The sequence below is a fragment of the Klebsiella sp. P1927 genome, assembly GCF_018204675.1.
GTDB classification, from domain to species: Bacteria; Pseudomonadota; Gammaproteobacteria; order Enterobacterales; family Enterobacteriaceae; genus Klebsiella; species Klebsiella pneumoniae.
The window spans coordinates 122,775-139,263 of the sequence record NZ_CP073380.1 but is presented as its reverse complement, the minus strand read 5'-3'; the positions used below and the strand labels follow the sequence as shown (position 1 = coordinate 139,263).

Below are 16,489 nucleotides of genomic sequence, written 5' to 3'. Positions count from 1 at the left end.
TAAGTTGTTAAGTTAACAACTTAATATTGCCAAACAGGCGACAATATTGCAATTTCTTTATTAAGTTAATATCTTGTTAAGTTGTTAACTGTGTGATTTATAACTGAATTGTTTTTGTATCTTAACAAATTAGTAAGATGTTAGGATAACAAGATAACAATATAACAAGATAGCAAGATAGCAAGATAGCAAGATAACAAGATAACAAGATGGCAAAGTGGTGCCTTTATCCGAAATCCCCATAGAACCACATAATGCGGCTTTCAACTCCAGGCTACCTTTAGGGAGGGTAGTATCAACCAGTTATGACCGCGTGAAGCAAAAAGTGGGGCGTAGTGGGAAGCCTTTGAATCTTCGGTGTGTCGAAGTGGGGAGTCGGTGAGACAAATTTGGTAAAAGGTGGTGAGAAGCGGGATAGCTTCTCACTTCTATCCAAAAAGGTGTGTTGAAGTGGGAAGGTGCGTAAGTATATACAGATAAAAACACACATTTAACAGGTTCTCATCCCGCTACAACACACCTATTAAGACGTTTAAGGCGAGGCTTCCCCCTACAACACACCTATCAAGATGTTTAAGAAGAGACCTCCCGTTTCAACACACCTTAATCGCGTTGCTTTCCCGTTTTGACACACCTTATACAGCTGTTCCTGGTTTCAGATTTGCTGAGCGACGGTGGATCAGAATGAAAGTCTCTTTACCTTTTTTGGTGATGCTGTGGTCAAGGTACCCAATATCCTGCAACTGCTTGAGGGCCAGTTTAATGATACGGTTCTGTTCCTTTACCGGAGAGAGCAATGAGAGCCTGTCTCGTATTCGTTTGAAAGATATGGGGACTGGGTTCGTAGGCAGGCTTTCGATGAAAGTATACAGGGCCTGAGCTGCTTCCTTTCGGGTTAAAGCGTTTATCGGTTTATGTCGTAGCAGAACAGTGTAATCAGTTTGGTAGAGTTCCCATAGTCGCTGATCAGCTTCAAGTTCCACCTGGTCGTTTGCAAAATCCAGTTCACCTGTCTTAAGCAAACCTGTTACGGAAACTTTTTGAAGGCCCTCTGAGTCGCTACGGGTAAAGGTAATGGTCTTGCCACGTATCCTGGTCAAAGCTTCTGAAATACTTTTTCTAAGACGGGAATCGAATCTCTTAGACTCAAAGCGGCACATTCCAGCAAACTCATGAAAAGTAAGCTTAATGCTGTTGGTTTTTAAACCGTACTTACTGAAAGCTTCTATGATACCGACCCATACCTTGAAGTCGATGGCCATACTCAACCGTTCACCGGTTATACGAATATCGTCGTACCCCTCCCGCCTTGAGAATTCCAGATCCTTGAGAACAGAGGTCGCATCGATTGATGTTCTGGTGCCCTTTGCAGGCCTGCTTGAAGGAACAAAAACATTTAATCTCATCAGGGCTACAGGCTGAACTGTGGCCTTACTTGTGACGGTGAGTTTATTGTTAACACTTTCACAATCTGGACCTATAACCTCGCCGATATAAACATTCTCATTCATATAGTTATATCCATTCATAGCATATGATCGATATGTGCCTAAATATTAACTATTTCCCGTTTCGACACACCTTTCTTCCCGATTCTACCCACCCTTACCCCGTTTTGACACACCTTTTTCCCGCTTCAGAACACCTTTTTCCCACTACGACACACCTGAAATCGCTACGAAGCCCGTAAACAAAGGTTTTGCCGCTAAAGGGATCAGTTTGGATCTATTTGGATAACTAAGGGTAAGTTATTGGATCTACTCAAAGGATATGTGGATAACTCATTATGGAATCTATAGAACTTAAGTGCGTAAGGTGCTTTAAAAGGCTTCAGCTCCCCTGGTGCTTCCTCGCTCACTCGCGGGCTTCGCCCTGTCGTTCGGCTGCGGCGAGCACTGCTGGCTCTCTCTGAAAGGCAAAATTTAACCGATCCTCGCAACGGGGATATCTCTCCAGCGAGTGGTGTACGCAGGGGAGAGCATATCGCGTTTCATTTGCCAGGATGGCGCAATTCCTCTACCGGCAAACCATACTTTACCCAGCCCTGAGTTGTTGATCCCGTCCAGAACCCTCATCAGCTCAGCACTGTGAGGGCGTGGCGGGCGTTCGTCAAACAGCTGCAGCTGCGAAACGCCGGAGCCGGTGAAGTCATTCAGCATAACTCCGGCTTTGGCATACCGGTGCCCATCCCTCCAGATACGCTCCAGAGCCATTGTGGCGGCTGCAATGATGTCCCTGGTGTCCTGAGTGGGCGTAAGCAGTTTTTCCGTAGCCACGTTGCCGTAGTAAGGCTCTTTAATGGCGAACGGAGACGTTTTGATGAAAACGGAAATATGCCGGCAATACTGGTGCTCTTTACGCAGTTTTTCAGAGGCCCGCTCTGCGTGCTGACAGATAGCCTGACGGAGTGACTCGTACTCCGTGATCTTCACGCCAAAACTGCGGCTGCAGACAATTTGCTGTTTCGTCGGAGGGGCTTCCTCAAGCGAAAGGCAGCTTTCCCCGTTCAGTTCCCGTACCGTTCGCTCAAGGACCACAGAAAAATTTTTGCGGATGAAGGCCGGGTTCGTCAGAGCCAGATCGAGCGCGGTTTTTATGCCCAGCACATTTAGCTTGCGTGCAATACGGTTACCCACCCCCCAGATTTCTTCAACCGGCTGCAGTGAAAGCAGTTTCCGCGTCCTTTGCGGATTTCCCCTGGTCAGCGCGAGTACGCCACGAAACTGTTTCCACTCTTTTGAGGCCCACTGGGCTGATTTTGCGAGGGTTTTCGTTGGTCCGGCGCCCACGCCAATGGTCAGGCGGGTACAGTCATACACGTGCTGACGCAGCTGCCGGCCGAAGTCCTCAAGCCCCATACAGTGCTCCACGCCGGTCAGGTCGAGGAACATCTCATCAATGGAATACTGTTCCACCCTGGGGGCCAGTTCCTCCAGGCAGTTCATCACGCGCGCCGACATCGAGGCGTAAAGTTCATAATTACTTGAAAACGCATATATTTTTTCCGGGTACCTTTCGTTTTTTATCTGAAACCACGGAGTTCCCATTTTGATCCAGGGCTTCGCCTCGGCACTGCGAGCGATTACGTTCCCGTCGTTGTTGCTCAGGACGACTATCGGCTTTCCTTTCAAATCCGGGCGGAAAACACGTTCACAGCTGGCATAGAAGCTGTTCACATCGGCCAGGGCAAACATCAGTACATCTCCCTCGGGCGGTGGATGATATGCGTGACAACGCCAAAGATATCCAGCTCGTCGGGATCAGGATAAATCGGCGACCAGGAGGCATTCATGGGCTGCAGCGTCAGTCGCGGCGTCAGCAGAAGCCGTTTCACCGTAAACTCCCCCTGTACGCTGGCGACAACGATATCGCCGTGCCGCGGCTTTTCAGCACTGTCCACAACCAGCAGATCGCCATTGTACAGACTGCCGTCGGCCATGCTGTCTCCGCTGGCACGCAGGTAGTACGTCGCGCTCGGATGCCGTATGCAGTAATCATGGAGATCCAGATCGGACTCGACATAGTCAGCAGCAGGGCTGGGAAAACCGCAGCTGGCCAGATCGGCAAACAATGGATGGGCCTGTGGCGGGAGTTCTTTCCCGGTGCTGAAAAGTTGTAGTTTCATCTTTCCTCCTGACACTCTAATTTTTACTGGTTATGCATACAGTGTGCGCCGGGAGACCGGTTAGAGATCAAGGGGTGAAAGTCCCCGACCATTGAAGGACCAGCAATCCACAAGGTCCCCGAGTCATGCGTTGCATACCGCGAGGTATGGGGCGAAGCGTTGACAGGGGTGTTGACAGGCCAGCCATTGAGCCACGAAATGTATATTAAATTACCGGGTGCCGACGTTGTACTGTTAACGGAAGGCAACATCATAGGGTGCGATACTGCGAGTGCCACATGGACCCGGCGGGGTCTGAGACCCTGGCATGTCAATACGATCTCTACGCGGGAACCGGGAGATCTCCCCTCTGACCATCTGCCAGTGTCGGAGATGGCCCGCACCGGGAAGACGAGGAGTCATAGCCGGTGATGTACGGAGAGGAGAAGTCGGACTCGCTCATAGTAGCGGCGAAGCAGGCGAACAACCCGAAAGGAGCGGAGTCAGTGGAGCGAAGGAGCGGGGCCAAGGGGAACGCGGAACAGCCACACATGCGCCGGACACAGAGCCGGGAAAGCATGTCACAGAGGCTGTCACGCGTGCGGGAAGCTGCGAAGCAGCGGAAGAAAGAACGGTTTACAGCATTGTTCCACCTGCTGACAGTCGAAGCACTGGAAGCCGCATTCCTCTCCCTGAGCAGGAAAGCGGCCGCCGGAGTGGATGGCATCAGGTGGATGGACTACGCCGGAAACATGAAGAACAACATAACAGATCTGCACCGGAGGCTACATCAGGGCAGCTACAGGGCGCAGCCCGGCAGGCGTCACTACATCCCAAAAGCGGATGGAAAACAACGCCCGCTCGGCATCGCCTCGCTGGAGGACAAGATCGTCCAGTATGCGCTGGTGAAAATCCTGAACGCAGTCTATGAAAACGACTTTATGGGGTTCTCATACGGGTTCAGACCCGGGCGAAGCCAGCACGATGCACTGGACGCACTGGCCACAGGGCTGGTACGCACTAACGTAAACTGGGTACTGGATGCCGACATCAGTCAGTTCTTCGACAGGGTGAGCCACGAATGGCTGATCAGGTTCACAGAGCATCGGATCGGCGACCGGAGGGTAATCAGGCTCATACGTAAGTGGCTCACAGCCGGGACGTCGGAGGAGGGTCAATGGCGAGCAACGGAGGAAGGCACCCCACAGGGTGCGGTCATCTCACCGCTGCTGGCAAACATATACCTCCACTACGTCTTCGATCTGTGGGCGCATCAGTGGCGACGTCGCTATGCCACAGGCAATGTGGTAATGGTCAGATACGCCGATGACATCGTCATCGGGTTCGACAAACGATACGATGCCCGGCGCTTCCGTATAGCCATGCAGCGCAGACTGAGGGAGTTCGGACTCACGGTTCACCCGGAGAAAACCCGTCTGATGGAGTTCGGCCGCTTCGCTGCCGAAAACCGTGCCATCAGGGGAAAAGGCAAACCAGAAACGTTCAACTTCCTCGGGTTCACGCACATCAGCGGGAAAGATCGCAACGGCAGGTTCATGCTGATACGAAAGACCCGCCGGGATCGGATGACGGCAACTCTGAAAGCCATCAAAGACGGTCTGCGAAGGCGCTGGCATTACTCAATCCCCGAACAGGGAAAATGGCTCAGGAGAGTGGTTCAGGGATACCTGAACTATCACTCGGTACCGGGCAACTTCCCCACCATGCAGAAGTTCAGGACACACGTAACAAACCTCTGGCGCCGGGCGCTCAGGCGCAGGAGCCAGAAGGATGATACGACCTGGACGAAAGCAAACAAACTGGCAGCCGCATGGCTACCAAGGGTTCGGGTTCTTCATCCATGGCCTGTGGAGCGGTTCACCGCCAGACACCCGAGGCAGGAGCCCGGTGCGTAAATCGCGCACGCCGGGATCTGTGCGGGGGGTATCCGGTAACGGGTATCCCTACCGCGACATATTTAACAGCGTGACGATAATCCAGATCGCATGCCTTAAGAACATTTTGAGTAAATAAAGGTGTTCAAAATGCTTATATTAATCATTTTGATATTTTTATATTGCTCATATTGAGAAATATTACTTTGTTTTTTTCATTTTGCTCTTATAATTGGTATCAAATTGAGTGTAACTAACGGAGCATATTGATGAATATTTACTGCGATGATGGTTCAACTAATGTTAAGCTGGCATGGTTTGAAGGCGATGAGCTTCAGACCCGGGTTTCTGCGAACTCCTTCCGGCATGGCTGGAAAGTGGCGGAATTCAGTGCGGCAACGTTCAACTATCAGGTGGGGACGCTGAAATACACCTGGGACAGCGTCAGTCGGGATGCCATCCCGACAACAAACGTGGAATATCAGTACGGTGATCTCAACCTGCTGGCCGTGCATCATGCGCTGCTGAACAGCGGACTGGAGCCGCAGCCGGTGAGCCTGACCGTGACGCTGCCCCTGAGTGAGTATTACGACGGGGACTGCCAGCGGAACGAGGAGAACATACGACGCAAACGGGAAAACCTGATGCGTGAGCTGGTTCTGAATAAGGGCAGGGCATTTACCGTAACGGACGTGAAGGTGATGCCGGAATCACTACCGGCGGCGTTCTCCCGTCTCGCGGAGCTGAAACCCGGCCCCGCTGAGACCACCCTGATTATCGATCTCGGTGGTACCACGCTCGATGCCGGTGTGATTGTCGGCCAGTTTGATGATATCAGTGCGGTGCACGGTAATCCGTCTGTCGGTGTGTCACAGGTCACCCGCGCAGCTGCAGGCGCGCTGCGTGCGGCAGACAGCGAAACCAGCGCCCTCATCGCTGACACTGTCATCCGCAACCGCAATGATCGTCAGTATCTGCAGCGTGTGATCAACGATGCCGGTAAAATTGACGAGGTTCGGAACAAAATAACAGAGGCAATCACTTCCCTGGGGGCGCGTGTCACCAGTGAGCTGACGGCCTTCAGGAACGTTAACCGGGTATTCCTGGTCGGGGGAGGGGCTTCCCTCATAGAAGAAGCTATCCGTCAGGCCTGGCCTCTGGCTCATGACCGTATCGAGGTTATAGGCGATCCGCAGATGGCGCTGGCCAGGGAGATTGCCCTTTACAATAAAGAGGACTAAACGTGCCGGACGGCCAGTATTCTTTCTATCTGCACAGCGACGATCGCACCGACATCGCGGCGATGGCAACCATCAGCACCATCTCACAGCCCCTGCGCGGTGAGTTCATCCGTACCGCCGCCACCGCCGGGGCGGTGGTATACCAGGTGGATGCCCGTTTACCGGCGCTGATCCCGGTGTTCTTTGCCGGGCAGCTAAGCGCTGTCCGCCTTTGCGCCGTGATGGCCCTGGTCTCCGGAACCTGGTCCTCACTCACCGGCCTTCCGGATGAGCCCGAAAATGGTGGGGCTGCTCTGCCCGTGTCACCGGAGACGGAATACCAGCGCCGGCGTTACACCCTGACGCTTCAGAATGGCCGGAGTGGGGAACGGGTGGAAAGTGTGCTGACGGAAGCGTCATCCCGTCTGCGTGGGGATCTGCTGAGAAACCTGATTATCACCGGTCTTGCCCTCCACACGACGGCGCCTGAACTGCCGCGCCTGCTGGCCAGTATGCCGGTACCGCCCACCTCGGTCAGTGAGCTGCAGGCACTGGTTCAGCAGATGGCCGGCACCGCTGACGTGAACAGGGCTGCAGCTGCAGTACCGGATACGCCGGCAGCATCTGCCGCGCCGGTGTCCGGGTCGGATACCCGGGAAATAAAGAAAAATATGCGGCGTGCATTCGGCGACTAACAGTACGAATCACATCCACTACTACACCGATTTCAAATGACTGGCATCCCAGGGCGGTTCTCATGTCACCAGGATTCAGAAATGTTCTCCGTCTCGCCCGCATTCCCGTCGACAGCAGTGAACCGGTGCGAAGAAAATTTGGCAGCCGGCTGATTGGCATTGTGACGGTATGTCTGCTTCCGCTTCTGGTTTTCGACGTTCCGCAGTGGGTTTTCATTTTGTCGCAGGTCATCTGGGGGGCGGGCGTCTATATTGGCCTGTCCCTGGCCGGGGATAAATCCCTGAACCGCTGATACAAACTTTCCGGTTGTTCAAAAAAAGAACAGACGTGGTGGCGTCTGTTCTCCCGCGCTTCTCCGTCGTTTGCCTTCAGGTTATCCACAATTTTAAGCCCCGGATTTGTGGACAGGTATGCCGGTAATTCCCCGTTCGCCTGGAGTTAACGCCAGCCTGCCGCCCGCTGCCAGTGTCTCGCGTCCGGTCTGGTACGGGACGGGCGGTTTTTCCGCTCCGGCCCGGCGTCGTTGAGAGTGTACGCCAGTCCCTCGCCCTTTTAAGGAACGCCCTTCAAGCCGCTTTCGCGGCATATCCTTGCCGTCCAAAAGACGGACGGCTGCGGTATTCCACGGTCGGCCTGACCCGTGACCGGACGCGATGAACAGGCAGCGTGCGGCAGGGAACGGTATCGCGGTGATGCCTCCTGCCCCCTCAGACTACAGGAGTGCTGCCATGTCCAGATTCATTCTCGGGAACTGTATTGATGTGATGCGCGGATTCCCCGACCGTGCCGTGGACCTTATTGTGACCGATCCGCCTTACCTCGTCGGTTTTAAGGACCGTCAGGGCAGACAGATTGCCGGGGATGTGACGGACGAATGGCTGCAACCGGCCACGCTGGAGATGTACCGCGTCCTTAAAAAAGACGCGCTGATGGTGAGCTTCTACGGCTGGAACCGTGTGGACCGCTTTATGGCCGCGTGGAAGGCGGCAGGATTCTATGCCGTGGGCCAGCTTGTGTTCACCAAAAACTATGCCTCCAACCGTCGTAACGCCAGGGCCCGACGCGGATTTGTGGACTACTGCCATGAAGGGGCTTATGTCCTTGCCAAAGGCCGCCCCGTGCCGCCCCTTAAACCGCTGCCGGATGTGCTGCCCTTCCCGTATACCGGTAATACCCTGCATCCGACGCAGAAACCAGTGGAGGCGCTACAGCCGCTGATTGAGTCATTCAGCGCTCCGGGCGCGATTGTTCTCGACCCGTTTGCCGGAAGCGGTTCGACCTGCGTCGCTGCATACCGTGCCGGACGCCGCTATATCGGCATCGAAATGCTGGCGCAGTACCACCGGGCCGGAACCGAACGACTGGCCGCCATGCACCGGGCCGTAAATACCCCGGCGGCGAACGATGAATGGCTTCCGGAGGCCGCGTAATGAATTACGACGGACACGAAGCCCTGCGCCGCGATATGGCCGGGCTGGCGAACAATCTTTGCGACCTGAAAACCACCCTGAAAGTGCTGGAAGACACGTACCACTACCGGTACGACGGACTGGCGGAACGGCTTGCCGGTATCAGTCTGCGACGTCTCAGCGTCCTGATGGATGAGGCGTTCAATATTGCACTGATGCTCGATGAAAGCTTTCTGGATTGAGGAGAGAACATGTACGGAACCCGTGAAGATCTTTGCAGGATGCTGAATGAGCAATATCCCGCAGAAACCCCGCTGAACCTGATTATCTGGACCCCGGCGGATATTGAAGCACTGGCTGACGGGATGGAATATTCCTTTTCAGAACATGACGTAAGGGCAGTACTGGAACGCATGGACACTATACCGGAAGAACAACGGCTTGAGTCGGGCGTGTCAGCCGGCCTGGTGATGGCACTGATAGACCAGGTGAAAGAGAACGGGCAGAGGGTGACTGTGCCGGTTGACCTGCTTGAAACCCTGCTGATTACCGCCGAACAGGCATTGTGGGACAGGGAATGGACCGCACGGGATCGCAATCTCCCGGTGCCGGAAAGCGTAATGCGCCGCCTGGCGGATACAGCAAAAGTGCGGGCATTACTGAAAAGCTGACAGCAGATCGCCCCGCCACGCGGCGGGGTGATATAACCCGGACAGAGACGATAATGATGAAAAAAGAAACCCTTAACACGCTTATTCTGCGTCACGGCGACCGGATGCTGCGCCAGGCTGGCTGGCCCGACACTGTTGATATGGCGCCCGTCGCCCCCGAAACCGTACCCGGCTGGCTTGCCGCCTGCGGCTCTCTCAGTGGCGTGGAAATCCTCACGCTTACGGAACAGCTTTGTCAGCCGCTGACGTATGGCCGGGCAGCGTTGTTGCTCGCCAGCGCCCGGCGGCTGGCGGGAACCCCGGCTCGTCTGCATCTCTTTCCGGTGCAGGCATATCCGCATCCGGAGCGGCTGGCTGACTGTCAGGTTATCCGCCTGCCTTACGCTCAGGAGTGGCTGACAGCGGCGGAATGTGACGATCTGCTGGCCTTCCTGAAAGCCTCCCTCACGCAGATATCGGAAATCGTCCACCGGGATACGAAGCGCATCGCCGCCGCGCTTACGCCGTCCGTCAATCCCCGTCTGATGGACAGGCGGATCGGTGACTGGCGCTTGCTGGCCGTGGAGTATGATCATGATAACTGCCTGGACGAAGACGAAACCGACAGGCTGGATCAGGTCCTCGATGCCATTCTGATTCGCGATGCGCGATTCTGCCCGGTCCTGCTCACCCTGGTTAACGAGCGGGAGGAAACTATCAGGAGCGCAGGGGTTATCGCTGATCAGCTGCGTTTTACGGACACTCCGGTCCGGCGCTGGTTTGATCGCCGGGTTTTAAGGGAAATGGTGAGAGAGGCCCGCGCCAGCAGAACTCAGGAGTGACAGCCCGGAGCGTCAGGGGAGGGGGACCCTCCCTTGTCAGCCTGCCGGCACAGGAGGTGTGGTGCGATAAGGATGTCGCCGTGCCGGCTCCGCGTCCACCCGGCCCGGTTTCCGGGCCTTTTGGGTGAACACAACCCTCTGTTATCGCCGTGCCGTGTGCTGGCTGTGCCGTGCCTTCACTTTAGCCCGGCAGCCGCAGAGGCTGGAGTTCGCTGGCGCCGCCATCCCCGGATAAGGCAGTCGCCGGCTTGCCGTTGCCGCCGGCTCCGCTTCACCCGGCCCCATCCCTCCGGTCCGTGGCCTTATTACTGCGTCTGTCGCGTTGCGACATCTGCTTCCGCTTTTCTCCCGGTGGTCGAAAAACGGGGGAGAGAAACCCTGTATTCAACCTCCTGCATCGCGACGGGTAGTGCCGTGCCTTCACTTTAGCCCGGCCGCTGCAGATGCAAGGGTGCGCTGACGCCGCCATCCTCGCCCGGTCGCAGGTTTTTTATGATGCTCGCCGTTCTTCCCGTCGTTTTCTCGCTCAGGTTTCGCTCGAAAACCGTCCAGACCAGCTTCGCGCTATATCTGCGCTGCGGCCTCCGGTGTCGCCCCTGCATCTTCCGCTTTTCGCCGGGCTGTCGTGTCGGCACGGCACAACCCGGTGCCGCAGTCTATGTGATTACGGAGGTTTATCCATGCAGTATGTGAATACATGCCCGGTCCTGAATGTTGAGGAGTCCGACCGCCTGTCTTTTATGCCGTACCTGTTCGGCACGGATTTCATGCTCGCGGAATTACAGGTGTACGCTCTGGCCAAAAAATGGATGCCCGAATATGAGGGCGGCTTCTGGCATTTTATTCGCCTGCCGGAGGGGGGCGGCTACATGATGCCGGATTGTGGCCGGGTACATCTGGTCAGTAGCGAAAACTGGTTTGATCGCACTGTCAGCGCCGACGCGGCGGGCATTATTCTGACCAGCCTGGCGATTAATCGCCGTCTGGCGGCCCATCATGACAGCAGTAACCCGGCGCTGACTCGCCTTTATATGCTGCGTGATGCCCAGCTCTGGAATCACATCACCTTTCACCCCGAATGCAGTGCTATTTACGCCGCGCTGGACTGATTAACGACCGGGGCGGTTACACCGCCCCGCAGGGAGACAAAAATGACTTCATCAGTAACCGTTCCGGCCGTCTACGTGGGCACATATCACCAGTACAACGGCGGCAGTATTTTTGGCAAATGGTTTGATTTAACCGACTTCGACGACGAAGACGAATTTTATGACGCCTGCCGGGCGTTGCATGCCGCCGAGGATGACCCCGAGTTTATGTTTCAGGACTGGGAAGGGATCCCGTCTCAGTTTGCCTCTGAATCCTCTGTTAAGTGGGCGTTTATCGAGGCATTCCGGCAGGCGCAGGACGAAGGACGCGCTGCCGCGTTTGTGGCCTGGGCGGACTATACCGGCGAGTGCGACTATGACGCCTTTGATGAGGCGTATTGTGGCGAGGCTGAAAGCGAGGAGGATTTTGCTTATGGCTTTGTGGAGGATCACGGCCTGTTAAACGAGGTGCCTGAATCCCTGCGCGTCTATTTCGATTATGAGGCTTACGCGCGGGATCTGTTCAGCAGCGGCTATGTCTTCCATGAAGGCTATGTATTCAGCAACTGATGACTATCCGGCGGGGAAGCCCGCCGGTTAAGGAGAAAGCACATGAAACTTGCACCACAAAGCCGCGATATCCTGCGACAGTACAAAGCCCTGATTAATGCCCGCCGCCGCGATGCCGGTCAGCGGGAACTGACCACTGCGCAGGTGATGGATGAAATCTGCGAATACATGACCTGTCAGTGCGCCGTCTATATTGGCGGCCATTTCATTCTTCAGGGGGGAAAGGCACGATAAATCACAGGGCAGGGGGGAACCTCTGCCGCTTCCGGCCGCGCGAAAACCCGGGCAGGCTGCGCCTGCCGGAGAGAGACGTCGCCGCGCCTCCGGCGCCGCGCACTCTCCTCTCCGTTGTCAGTCGCTGTTGCCCCGGAATTCGCGTATTATCAGGGATATCTTCCTGTAAAGCAGACCGGTAAAGCATATGTCAAAGTGGAATATCGCCTCTTTTTCAAAGGAGGAGCAGGATAAAGTTGCCGTCGATAAGGTGGCTGCTGCTGTTGCCTGGCAGGAGCGCATGAACAAGCCCGTCGTGCCGGAACTTGTTGAACGGGAACAGCCTGAACACCTGCGCGAATATTTCCATGAACGGCTCCGCGTACATCGACTGAACAGTCAGCAGCTGCCGCGCGCAAATGCGCCCGAATATAATAAACCCGGAGATGAGCAGCAGAAGTGATTCTTATAGTCAGTGTGTCCAGGGAGGAAATTTTATGCGTATGTCTCTGATGTTTGCAGCCGTGACGCTTTTAACCGGTATTAACCTGTTTTTTATTCCGTTTCAGCCTGTTCCGGCTCTGTGGGGGGCTATCCTGGCCGTTGCTTTTGTTCTGATTAATGTCGTGGCGGATAAGCTGCGCCTCTGGAGTGGCATTGCGTGGATTATCGTTGCCGGCATCATCATAACGCTGATGCTGAAGGGGAAAGAGCCGGGTGACGAATTACGCGGGTTGATCACCGTTTTTGCTTTCCTGGCTTCGGCCTGGTACTGCGTTGTACAGTACAGAAAAGAGCAGGGCGAATCTCAGTCCTGACCTGACCGGTACCCTTCATCTTGCTGCTGCTCTTCCTCTGGCTTTGCCTCACTTTCCTTTCACACAATCTGCTCCGGGGCCACCTTCGGCTCCTGACCCGCTGGCGCGGTTCAGTCGTCGAGCCACACTCCGCTAACCGCGAAAAGACGCGGTAAGCTCCGCCGAACCCGCTACGCGGTTTCGGGCCTGGCGGCTAGTGTCTGATGTCTGACGTCAAGGTCAACGGCAGCGCTTGCTGCGACCGTCCCGGTCGCGCCGCTTTCACCGTGCCGGCGAAGGACTGCCGGCACTCTGCGGGGCAACGCCGTTTCGCGCCCGCGCGTTCCGTCGTTGCGGCGGGTGCCTGCTCCTTTCCCCTGGTACCCGTATCACCCGTTTGAGTCCATTCGCCGGGGCTGAGACAAGCACAACCCGTCTTGCTGTCCAGGGGACGGCAGGGCCTTTCGCAATAAATTTTTCCCGGCCATTCCGCTGCCGCTTCATTAGGCCGAAAAAAATTTCCCGCTCACCCCCGGACATCTGCACCGGGCCGTGCTCGTTTACGCCCTTGCGGCGAACGGCTCTCAAACGGGTGAAGGTTATATCCAGGGGGCAGGTTCAGCAGGTCCCCGCACAAAGTCAAAACCGCGGCCCCGGCAACTCAACGGGTGATGTTCTTTAAAAATCAGGAAAAAGAAAAATGCAGGATCCTTCATTGCGAACGTATCGGATCGCATTTCTGGGAAGCAATGCCAGCGGCAATCTGCCGATGTTTACCCGGGTGCAGGCCACGACCGGAAAACGGGCGATAAAAGCGTTTATTGAACGCTGTGAACCCGTCAAAGGCTGGTTTCTGGGCGAACCGGAAGACATTACCGATCAGCTTAAGAAGGAGGAAGAAGAAGCGGGAAGCAAACCGCAGATATGAAAAAAGCAGGGTAAACCCTGCTTCTCCCACGCCGTAAAAATCGCACGAACGGTTTTTCCGGCTTCGTTAACTACCATAAGGAGTCAACTCTATGATCGTTTCTATTTTTTCACCTTCCGCAGGCGCTGTAAAGCCCCGTCGTCATTCGCGCATTCTGCGCGCAGATATCACCGCACCTGAGATTGATCCCGCTCTCAGAGCTTTCGGGCGTCATATCGCCAGAAGTCACCGCAAAGGGCGCGGTGTCCACATCCCCGCGATGAAAAATACCGCCCTCGGGCAGGTACTCCGCACGCTGGAACTGAAACGCGCATTTAACTGATGAGGTGAGCCGCCCCGCGAGGGGCGGCAACTGCAGGAAGGAGAAAACACAATGACACCGACTACCGCACAGATCATGACGGAAAATACCGTCAGCCAGACTTACCGGGCAACTTATTCACCCGATGATAATAAATTGCGACTTTACGCATCATTACGGCTCGATGAAGAAACGTATTCCCTGATCAACAAAGCAGGCTTTCGCTGGGCGCCCAAACAGGAACTCTTTGTGGCGCCAGCCTGGACGCCGGGGCGGGAGGATGTCCTGCTTTCCCTCGCCGGTGATATCGAGGACGAGGACAGCACCTTGTTTGATCGCCAGGAGCAGCGCGCCGGGCGGTTCAGTGACTACAGTGACCGGCGGGCGGTTGAATCGGAGCAGGCGCTTGCGCATGTTGATTCGCTGGCATCGGCTGTCCCGCTGGGACAGCCGATCCTGGTAGGCCACCACAGCGAGCGCCGCGCGCGCCGGCATGCGCAGAAAATTGAGAACGGCATGAAACGTGCGGTGATGCTGTTCGAGCGCGCCGAATACTGGGAACAGCGCGCGCAGGCCTCTCTGCGGCACGCGAAATACAAGGAGCGTCCGGATGTGCGTTACCGCCGTATCAAAAAAATCGAGGCGGAATTACGCAAGTCCCAAAAGCACATTGCCCGGTCTGAAAAGTATATGACGATGTGGCGTGCGCAGACGCTCGATCTGAAAATGGCGTTACTGGTCAGTAATTATGATCATATTCATGCCTGCTTCACGCTCGACAAATACCCCCGCCCGACAGAGAAAAGCCAGTATGAGGGCTCGATGTCTCTCCATTCTGCCCTGTCTGAGGAGATCATTACTTTTGAACAGGCGCGGGATATTGCGATCCGCTGTCATGAGCGCACGATTAGCCACCAACAGCGCTGGGTTAATCATTACCAGAACCGCCTGGCCTACGAACGCGCGATGCTTAATGAAAACGGTGGCGTTGTCACCCGAACAGAGGAATTTGAACCAGGCGGGCAGGTACTGAGCCGGGGAGAATGGTTAACCATTCTCCGGGTTAACCGGAGTCAGGGGGAGGTGAGTTCAGTCGAAACGCCCTGTTATCGCTTTCTGGGCTACAGCGGCACGATGAAACTCACGCCCGACCGTATCACGGACTACAAAGCCCCGACAGCGGAGGAAGCCAGCGACGCGAAGAAAGCGGCGAAGCGCCCACCGATCGTCAACTATCCGGGGGAAGGGTTCCGGGAAATGACAAAGGCCGAGTGGGCGAAATTACCCGCTGATTATAAAGGCGTGCGGGGTGCTGCAGAAACCGAAACACACGGCGCTTACCGCTTCCGCCGGTGCATGACGCACGGCTGTACGCTCGTGAATGTGTATATCACAGACATGAAAACCGTTGAAATTCCGAAAAAATGACAGGAAGGCTCCCCGGCATCTTGCCGGGGAGATCAGGGAGTACATTCATGCATCATGACCTTAAACACCGTATTCAGGCGATGCGGGACAAACTGGAGGGGCGCGCCCCTGTCGCTGAAATTCAGGGGAGCTCGCAGCTTTTTGTCACCCCCGCCCCGGAATGTCGCCGGCTGGTTGAGCTGGCTGATGTCCGGGAAACCGATCGCATTCTGGAACCCAGCGCAGGAACGGGCGCCATACTGCAGGCGATCAGGGATACAGTCCCCCGGGCGAAGTGTGACGCCGTGGAGCTGCACGCCGGATTAGTCAGCCACCTGCAGGCACGTTTCCCGGAGGTCCGGACCTGGTGCGGGGATTTTCTCGAATATCATCCGGATCGCCGGTATACCCGAATCATCATGAATCCGCCGTTTCATCGCGGTGATGATATCCGGCATATCCGGCGGGCATTAACTCTGCTTGAGCCTGGCGGGATTCTGACGGGCATATGTCTGGACGGCCCGCGTCAGCAAAAGGCGCTGGAGTCCCTGGCGGACGTCTGGGAGCCGTTGCCGCGGGGAACATTCACGTATACCCAGGTAGCGACCGCCATCCTCAGAATAACCGTCTGATGACACGTTAAGCCGGCGGGGCACCTGTCCCCGTCTGGCCGCGCCTCGAAAGACCGCGCGCCTGCGGCGCCGGGAAAACCGGGCCGCGCTGACGCGCCGCCCGCATTTCCTTTCCGCGTCTTCCCTGTTTGCTGCCTGCTGTCTGTCTGCTTCCTCTTCTTCTCCCTGCTGTGATGCCTCTTTTTAACCCTTAAAGGCTTTAAAAGCACACCCACACTGGACACCTTCGGCTCCTGG

General features: G+C 55.8%; 20 protein-coding genes and 1 pseudogene. 18 read left to right on the top strand and 3 right to left on the bottom strand.

Annotated features, from left to right (window positions below):
* Nucleotides 1-635 precede the first annotated feature (635 nt).
* The 3 genes from KB892_RS30875 to umuD form a co-directional block, all read right to left on the bottom strand.
* Entirely contained in the window at nt 636-1,511 is an 876-nt protein-coding gene (locus KB892_RS30875; RefSeq protein WP_004098982.1) for a RepB family plasmid replication initiator protein, read from the bottom strand.
* 411 nt (nt 1,512-1,922) lie between these two features.
* Complete coding sequence (locus KB892_RS30870) at nt 1,923-3,194, bottom strand: Y-family DNA polymerase (RefSeq protein WP_004197646.1); 1,272 nt, start codon at nt 3,192-3,194, stop codon at nt 1,923-1,925.
* Nucleotides 3,194-3,625 carry a translesion error-prone DNA polymerase V autoproteolytic subunit gene (gene umuD / locus KB892_RS30865; RefSeq protein WP_001568036.1) on the bottom strand — a complete coding sequence of 144 codons (432 nt, stop codon included), beginning with the start codon at nt 3,623-3,625 and terminating at the stop codon, nt 3,194-3,196. The genes KB892_RS30870 and umuD overlap by 1 nt, the downstream gene beginning before the upstream one ends.
* 407 nt (nt 3,626-4,032) lie before the next feature.
* Here umuD and ltrA point away from each other — a divergent pair, with 407 nt between their 5' ends.
* The 18 genes and pseudogenes from ltrA (at nt 4,033) to KB892_RS30780 (ending at nt 16,252) form a co-directional block, all read left to right on the top strand.
* Nucleotides 4,033-5,520: a group II intron reverse transcriptase/maturase gene (gene ltrA, locus KB892_RS30860; RefSeq protein ID WP_004178082.1), complete on the top strand. Its 1,488-nt coding sequence runs from the start codon at nt 4,033-4,035 to the stop codon at nt 5,518-5,520.
* Between the two features lie 248 nt (nt 5,521-5,768).
* Nucleotides 5,769-6,740, top strand: a complete 972-nt coding sequence (parM, locus tag KB892_RS30855; RefSeq protein WP_004152353.1) for a plasmid segregation protein ParM domain-containing protein — start codon at nt 5,769-5,771, stop codon at nt 6,738-6,740.
* A gap of 2 nt (nt 6,741-6,742) precedes the next feature.
* Nucleotides 6,743-7,414: a plasmid partitioning/stability family protein gene (locus tag KB892_RS30850; protein WP_013214012.1), complete on the top strand. Its 672-nt coding sequence runs from the start codon at nt 6,743-6,745 to the stop codon at nt 7,412-7,414.
* A 62-nt stretch (nt 7,415-7,476) separates the two neighbouring features.
* On the top strand, nt 7,477-7,707 hold the full coding sequence (locus tag KB892_RS30845; RefSeq protein WP_001568040.1) for a hypothetical protein: 231 nt from the start codon (nt 7,477-7,479) through the stop codon (nt 7,705-7,707).
* Between the two features lie 195 nt (nt 7,708-7,902).
* Nucleotides 7,903-8,072: pseudogene (locus KB892_RS31395) on the top strand (hypothetical protein); the annotation flags it as partial.
* A 71-nt stretch (nt 8,073-8,143) separates the two neighbouring features.
* Nucleotides 8,144-8,845, top strand: coding sequence for a DNA methylase (locus tag KB892_RS30840; protein ID WP_001568041.1), 702 nt, complete (start codon nt 8,144-8,146; stop codon nt 8,843-8,845).
* Nucleotides 8,845-9,066 (top strand): hypothetical protein, encoded by a 222-nt coding sequence (locus KB892_RS30835; RefSeq protein WP_001568042.1) that lies wholly within the window; start codon nt 8,845-8,847, stop codon nt 9,064-9,066. The genes KB892_RS30840 and KB892_RS30835 overlap by 1 nt, the downstream gene beginning before the upstream one ends.
* A gap of 9 nt (nt 9,067-9,075) precedes the next feature.
* Nucleotides 9,076-9,495: a DUF1380 domain-containing protein gene (locus KB892_RS30830; protein ID WP_001568043.1), complete on the top strand. Its 420-nt coding sequence runs from the start codon at nt 9,076-9,078 to the stop codon at nt 9,493-9,495.
* A gap of 53 nt (nt 9,496-9,548) precedes the next feature.
* Nucleotides 9,549-10,316 (top strand): hypothetical protein, encoded by a 768-nt coding sequence (locus KB892_RS30825; protein WP_013214013.1) that lies wholly within the window; start codon nt 9,549-9,551, stop codon nt 10,314-10,316.
* A 680-nt stretch (nt 10,317-10,996) separates the two neighbouring features.
* Nucleotides 10,997-11,425, top strand: coding sequence for an antirestriction protein (locus KB892_RS30820; protein WP_001568045.1), 429 nt, complete (start codon nt 10,997-10,999; stop codon nt 11,423-11,425).
* Between the two features lie 42 nt (nt 11,426-11,467).
* Nucleotides 11,468-11,974, top strand: coding sequence for an antirestriction protein ArdA (locus KB892_RS30815; protein ID WP_013214014.1), 507 nt, complete (start codon nt 11,468-11,470; stop codon nt 11,972-11,974).
* 42 nt (nt 11,975-12,016) lie between these two features.
* On the top strand, nt 12,017-12,208 hold the full coding sequence (locus KB892_RS30810; protein ID WP_001568047.1) for a hypothetical protein: 192 nt from the start codon (nt 12,017-12,019) through the stop codon (nt 12,206-12,208).
* A 187-nt stretch (nt 12,209-12,395) separates the two neighbouring features.
* Nucleotides 12,396-12,650 carry a DNA polymerase III subunit theta gene (locus KB892_RS30805; RefSeq protein ID WP_011977779.1) on the top strand — a complete coding sequence of 85 codons (255 nt, stop codon included), beginning with the start codon at nt 12,396-12,398 and terminating at the stop codon, nt 12,648-12,650.
* Nucleotides 12,651-12,684: 34 nt separating this feature from the next.
* Nucleotides 12,685-13,005 (top strand): hypothetical protein, encoded by a 321-nt coding sequence (locus KB892_RS30800; RefSeq protein WP_001568049.1) that lies wholly within the window; start codon nt 12,685-12,687, stop codon nt 13,003-13,005.
* Between the two features lie 679 nt (nt 13,006-13,684).
* The gene (locus KB892_RS30795) at nt 13,685-13,912 is read left to right on the top strand and encodes a hypothetical protein (protein ID WP_001568050.1); all 228 of its coding nucleotides are present in this window, start codon (nt 13,685-13,687) and stop codon (nt 13,910-13,912) included.
* A gap of 91 nt (nt 13,913-14,003) precedes the next feature.
* Nucleotides 14,004-14,234, top strand: coding sequence for a CCDC81 family HU domain 1-containing protein (locus KB892_RS30790; protein WP_001568051.1), 231 nt, complete (start codon nt 14,004-14,006; stop codon nt 14,232-14,234).
* Nucleotides 14,235-14,285: 51 nt separating this feature from the next.
* Nucleotides 14,286-15,641, top strand: a complete 1,356-nt coding sequence (locus tag KB892_RS30785; protein ID WP_014343515.1) for a DUF3560 domain-containing protein — start codon at nt 14,286-14,288, stop codon at nt 15,639-15,641.
* Between the two features lie 47 nt (nt 15,642-15,688).
* The gene (locus tag KB892_RS30780; RefSeq protein WP_014343514.1) at nt 15,689-16,252 is read left to right on the top strand and encodes a class I SAM-dependent methyltransferase; all 564 of its coding nucleotides are present in this window, start codon (nt 15,689-15,691) and stop codon (nt 16,250-16,252) included.
* Nucleotides 16,253-16,489 lie beyond the last annotated feature (237 nt).

Coding starts and splice junctions, on each gene's coding strand:
- KB892_RS30810 (WP_001568047.1), top strand. CDS start 12,017: ATGAAACTTGCACCACAAAGCCGCGATATCCTGCGACAGTACAAAGCC.
- parM (WP_004152353.1), top strand. CDS start 5,769: ATGAATATTTACTGCGATGATGGTTCAACTAATGTTAAGCTGGCATGG.
- KB892_RS30870 (WP_004197646.1), bottom strand. CDS start 3,194: ATGTTTGCCCTGGCCGATGTGAACAGCTTCTATGCCAGCTGTGAACGT.
- KB892_RS30790 (WP_001568051.1), top strand. CDS start 14,004: ATGATCGTTTCTATTTTTTCACCTTCCGCAGGCGCTGTAAAGCCCCGT.
- KB892_RS30785 (WP_014343515.1), top strand. CDS start 14,286: ATGACACCGACTACCGCACAGATCATGACGGAAAATACCGTCAGCCAG.
- KB892_RS30840 (WP_001568041.1), top strand. CDS start 8,144: ATGTCCAGATTCATTCTCGGGAACTGTATTGATGTGATGCGCGGATTC.
- KB892_RS30815 (WP_013214014.1), top strand. CDS start 11,468: ATGACTTCATCAGTAACCGTTCCGGCCGTCTACGTGGGCACATATCAC.
- KB892_RS30825 (WP_013214013.1), top strand. CDS start 9,549: ATGATGAAAAAAGAAACCCTTAACACGCTTATTCTGCGTCACGGCGAC.
- KB892_RS30780 (WP_014343514.1), top strand. CDS start 15,689: ATGCATCATGACCTTAAACACCGTATTCAGGCGATGCGGGACAAACTG.
- KB892_RS30805 (WP_011977779.1), top strand. CDS start 12,396: ATGTCAAAGTGGAATATCGCCTCTTTTTCAAAGGAGGAGCAGGATAAA.
- umuD (WP_001568036.1), bottom strand. CDS start 3,625: ATGAAACTACAACTTTTCAGCACCGGGAAAGAACTCCCGCCACAGGCC.
- KB892_RS30820 (WP_001568045.1), top strand. CDS start 10,997: ATGCAGTATGTGAATACATGCCCGGTCCTGAATGTTGAGGAGTCCGAC.
- KB892_RS30835 (WP_001568042.1), top strand. CDS start 8,845: ATGAATTACGACGGACACGAAGCCCTGCGCCGCGATATGGCCGGGCTG.
- KB892_RS30830 (WP_001568043.1), top strand. CDS start 9,076: ATGTACGGAACCCGTGAAGATCTTTGCAGGATGCTGAATGAGCAATAT.
- KB892_RS30795 (WP_001568050.1), top strand. CDS start 13,685: ATGCAGGATCCTTCATTGCGAACGTATCGGATCGCATTTCTGGGAAGC.
- KB892_RS30875 (WP_004098982.1), bottom strand. CDS start 1,511: ATGAATGAGAATGTTTATATCGGCGAGGTTATAGGTCCAGATTGTGAA.
- KB892_RS30845 (WP_001568040.1), top strand. CDS start 7,477: ATGTCACCAGGATTCAGAAATGTTCTCCGTCTCGCCCGCATTCCCGTC.
- KB892_RS30800 (WP_001568049.1), top strand. CDS start 12,685: ATGCGTATGTCTCTGATGTTTGCAGCCGTGACGCTTTTAACCGGTATT.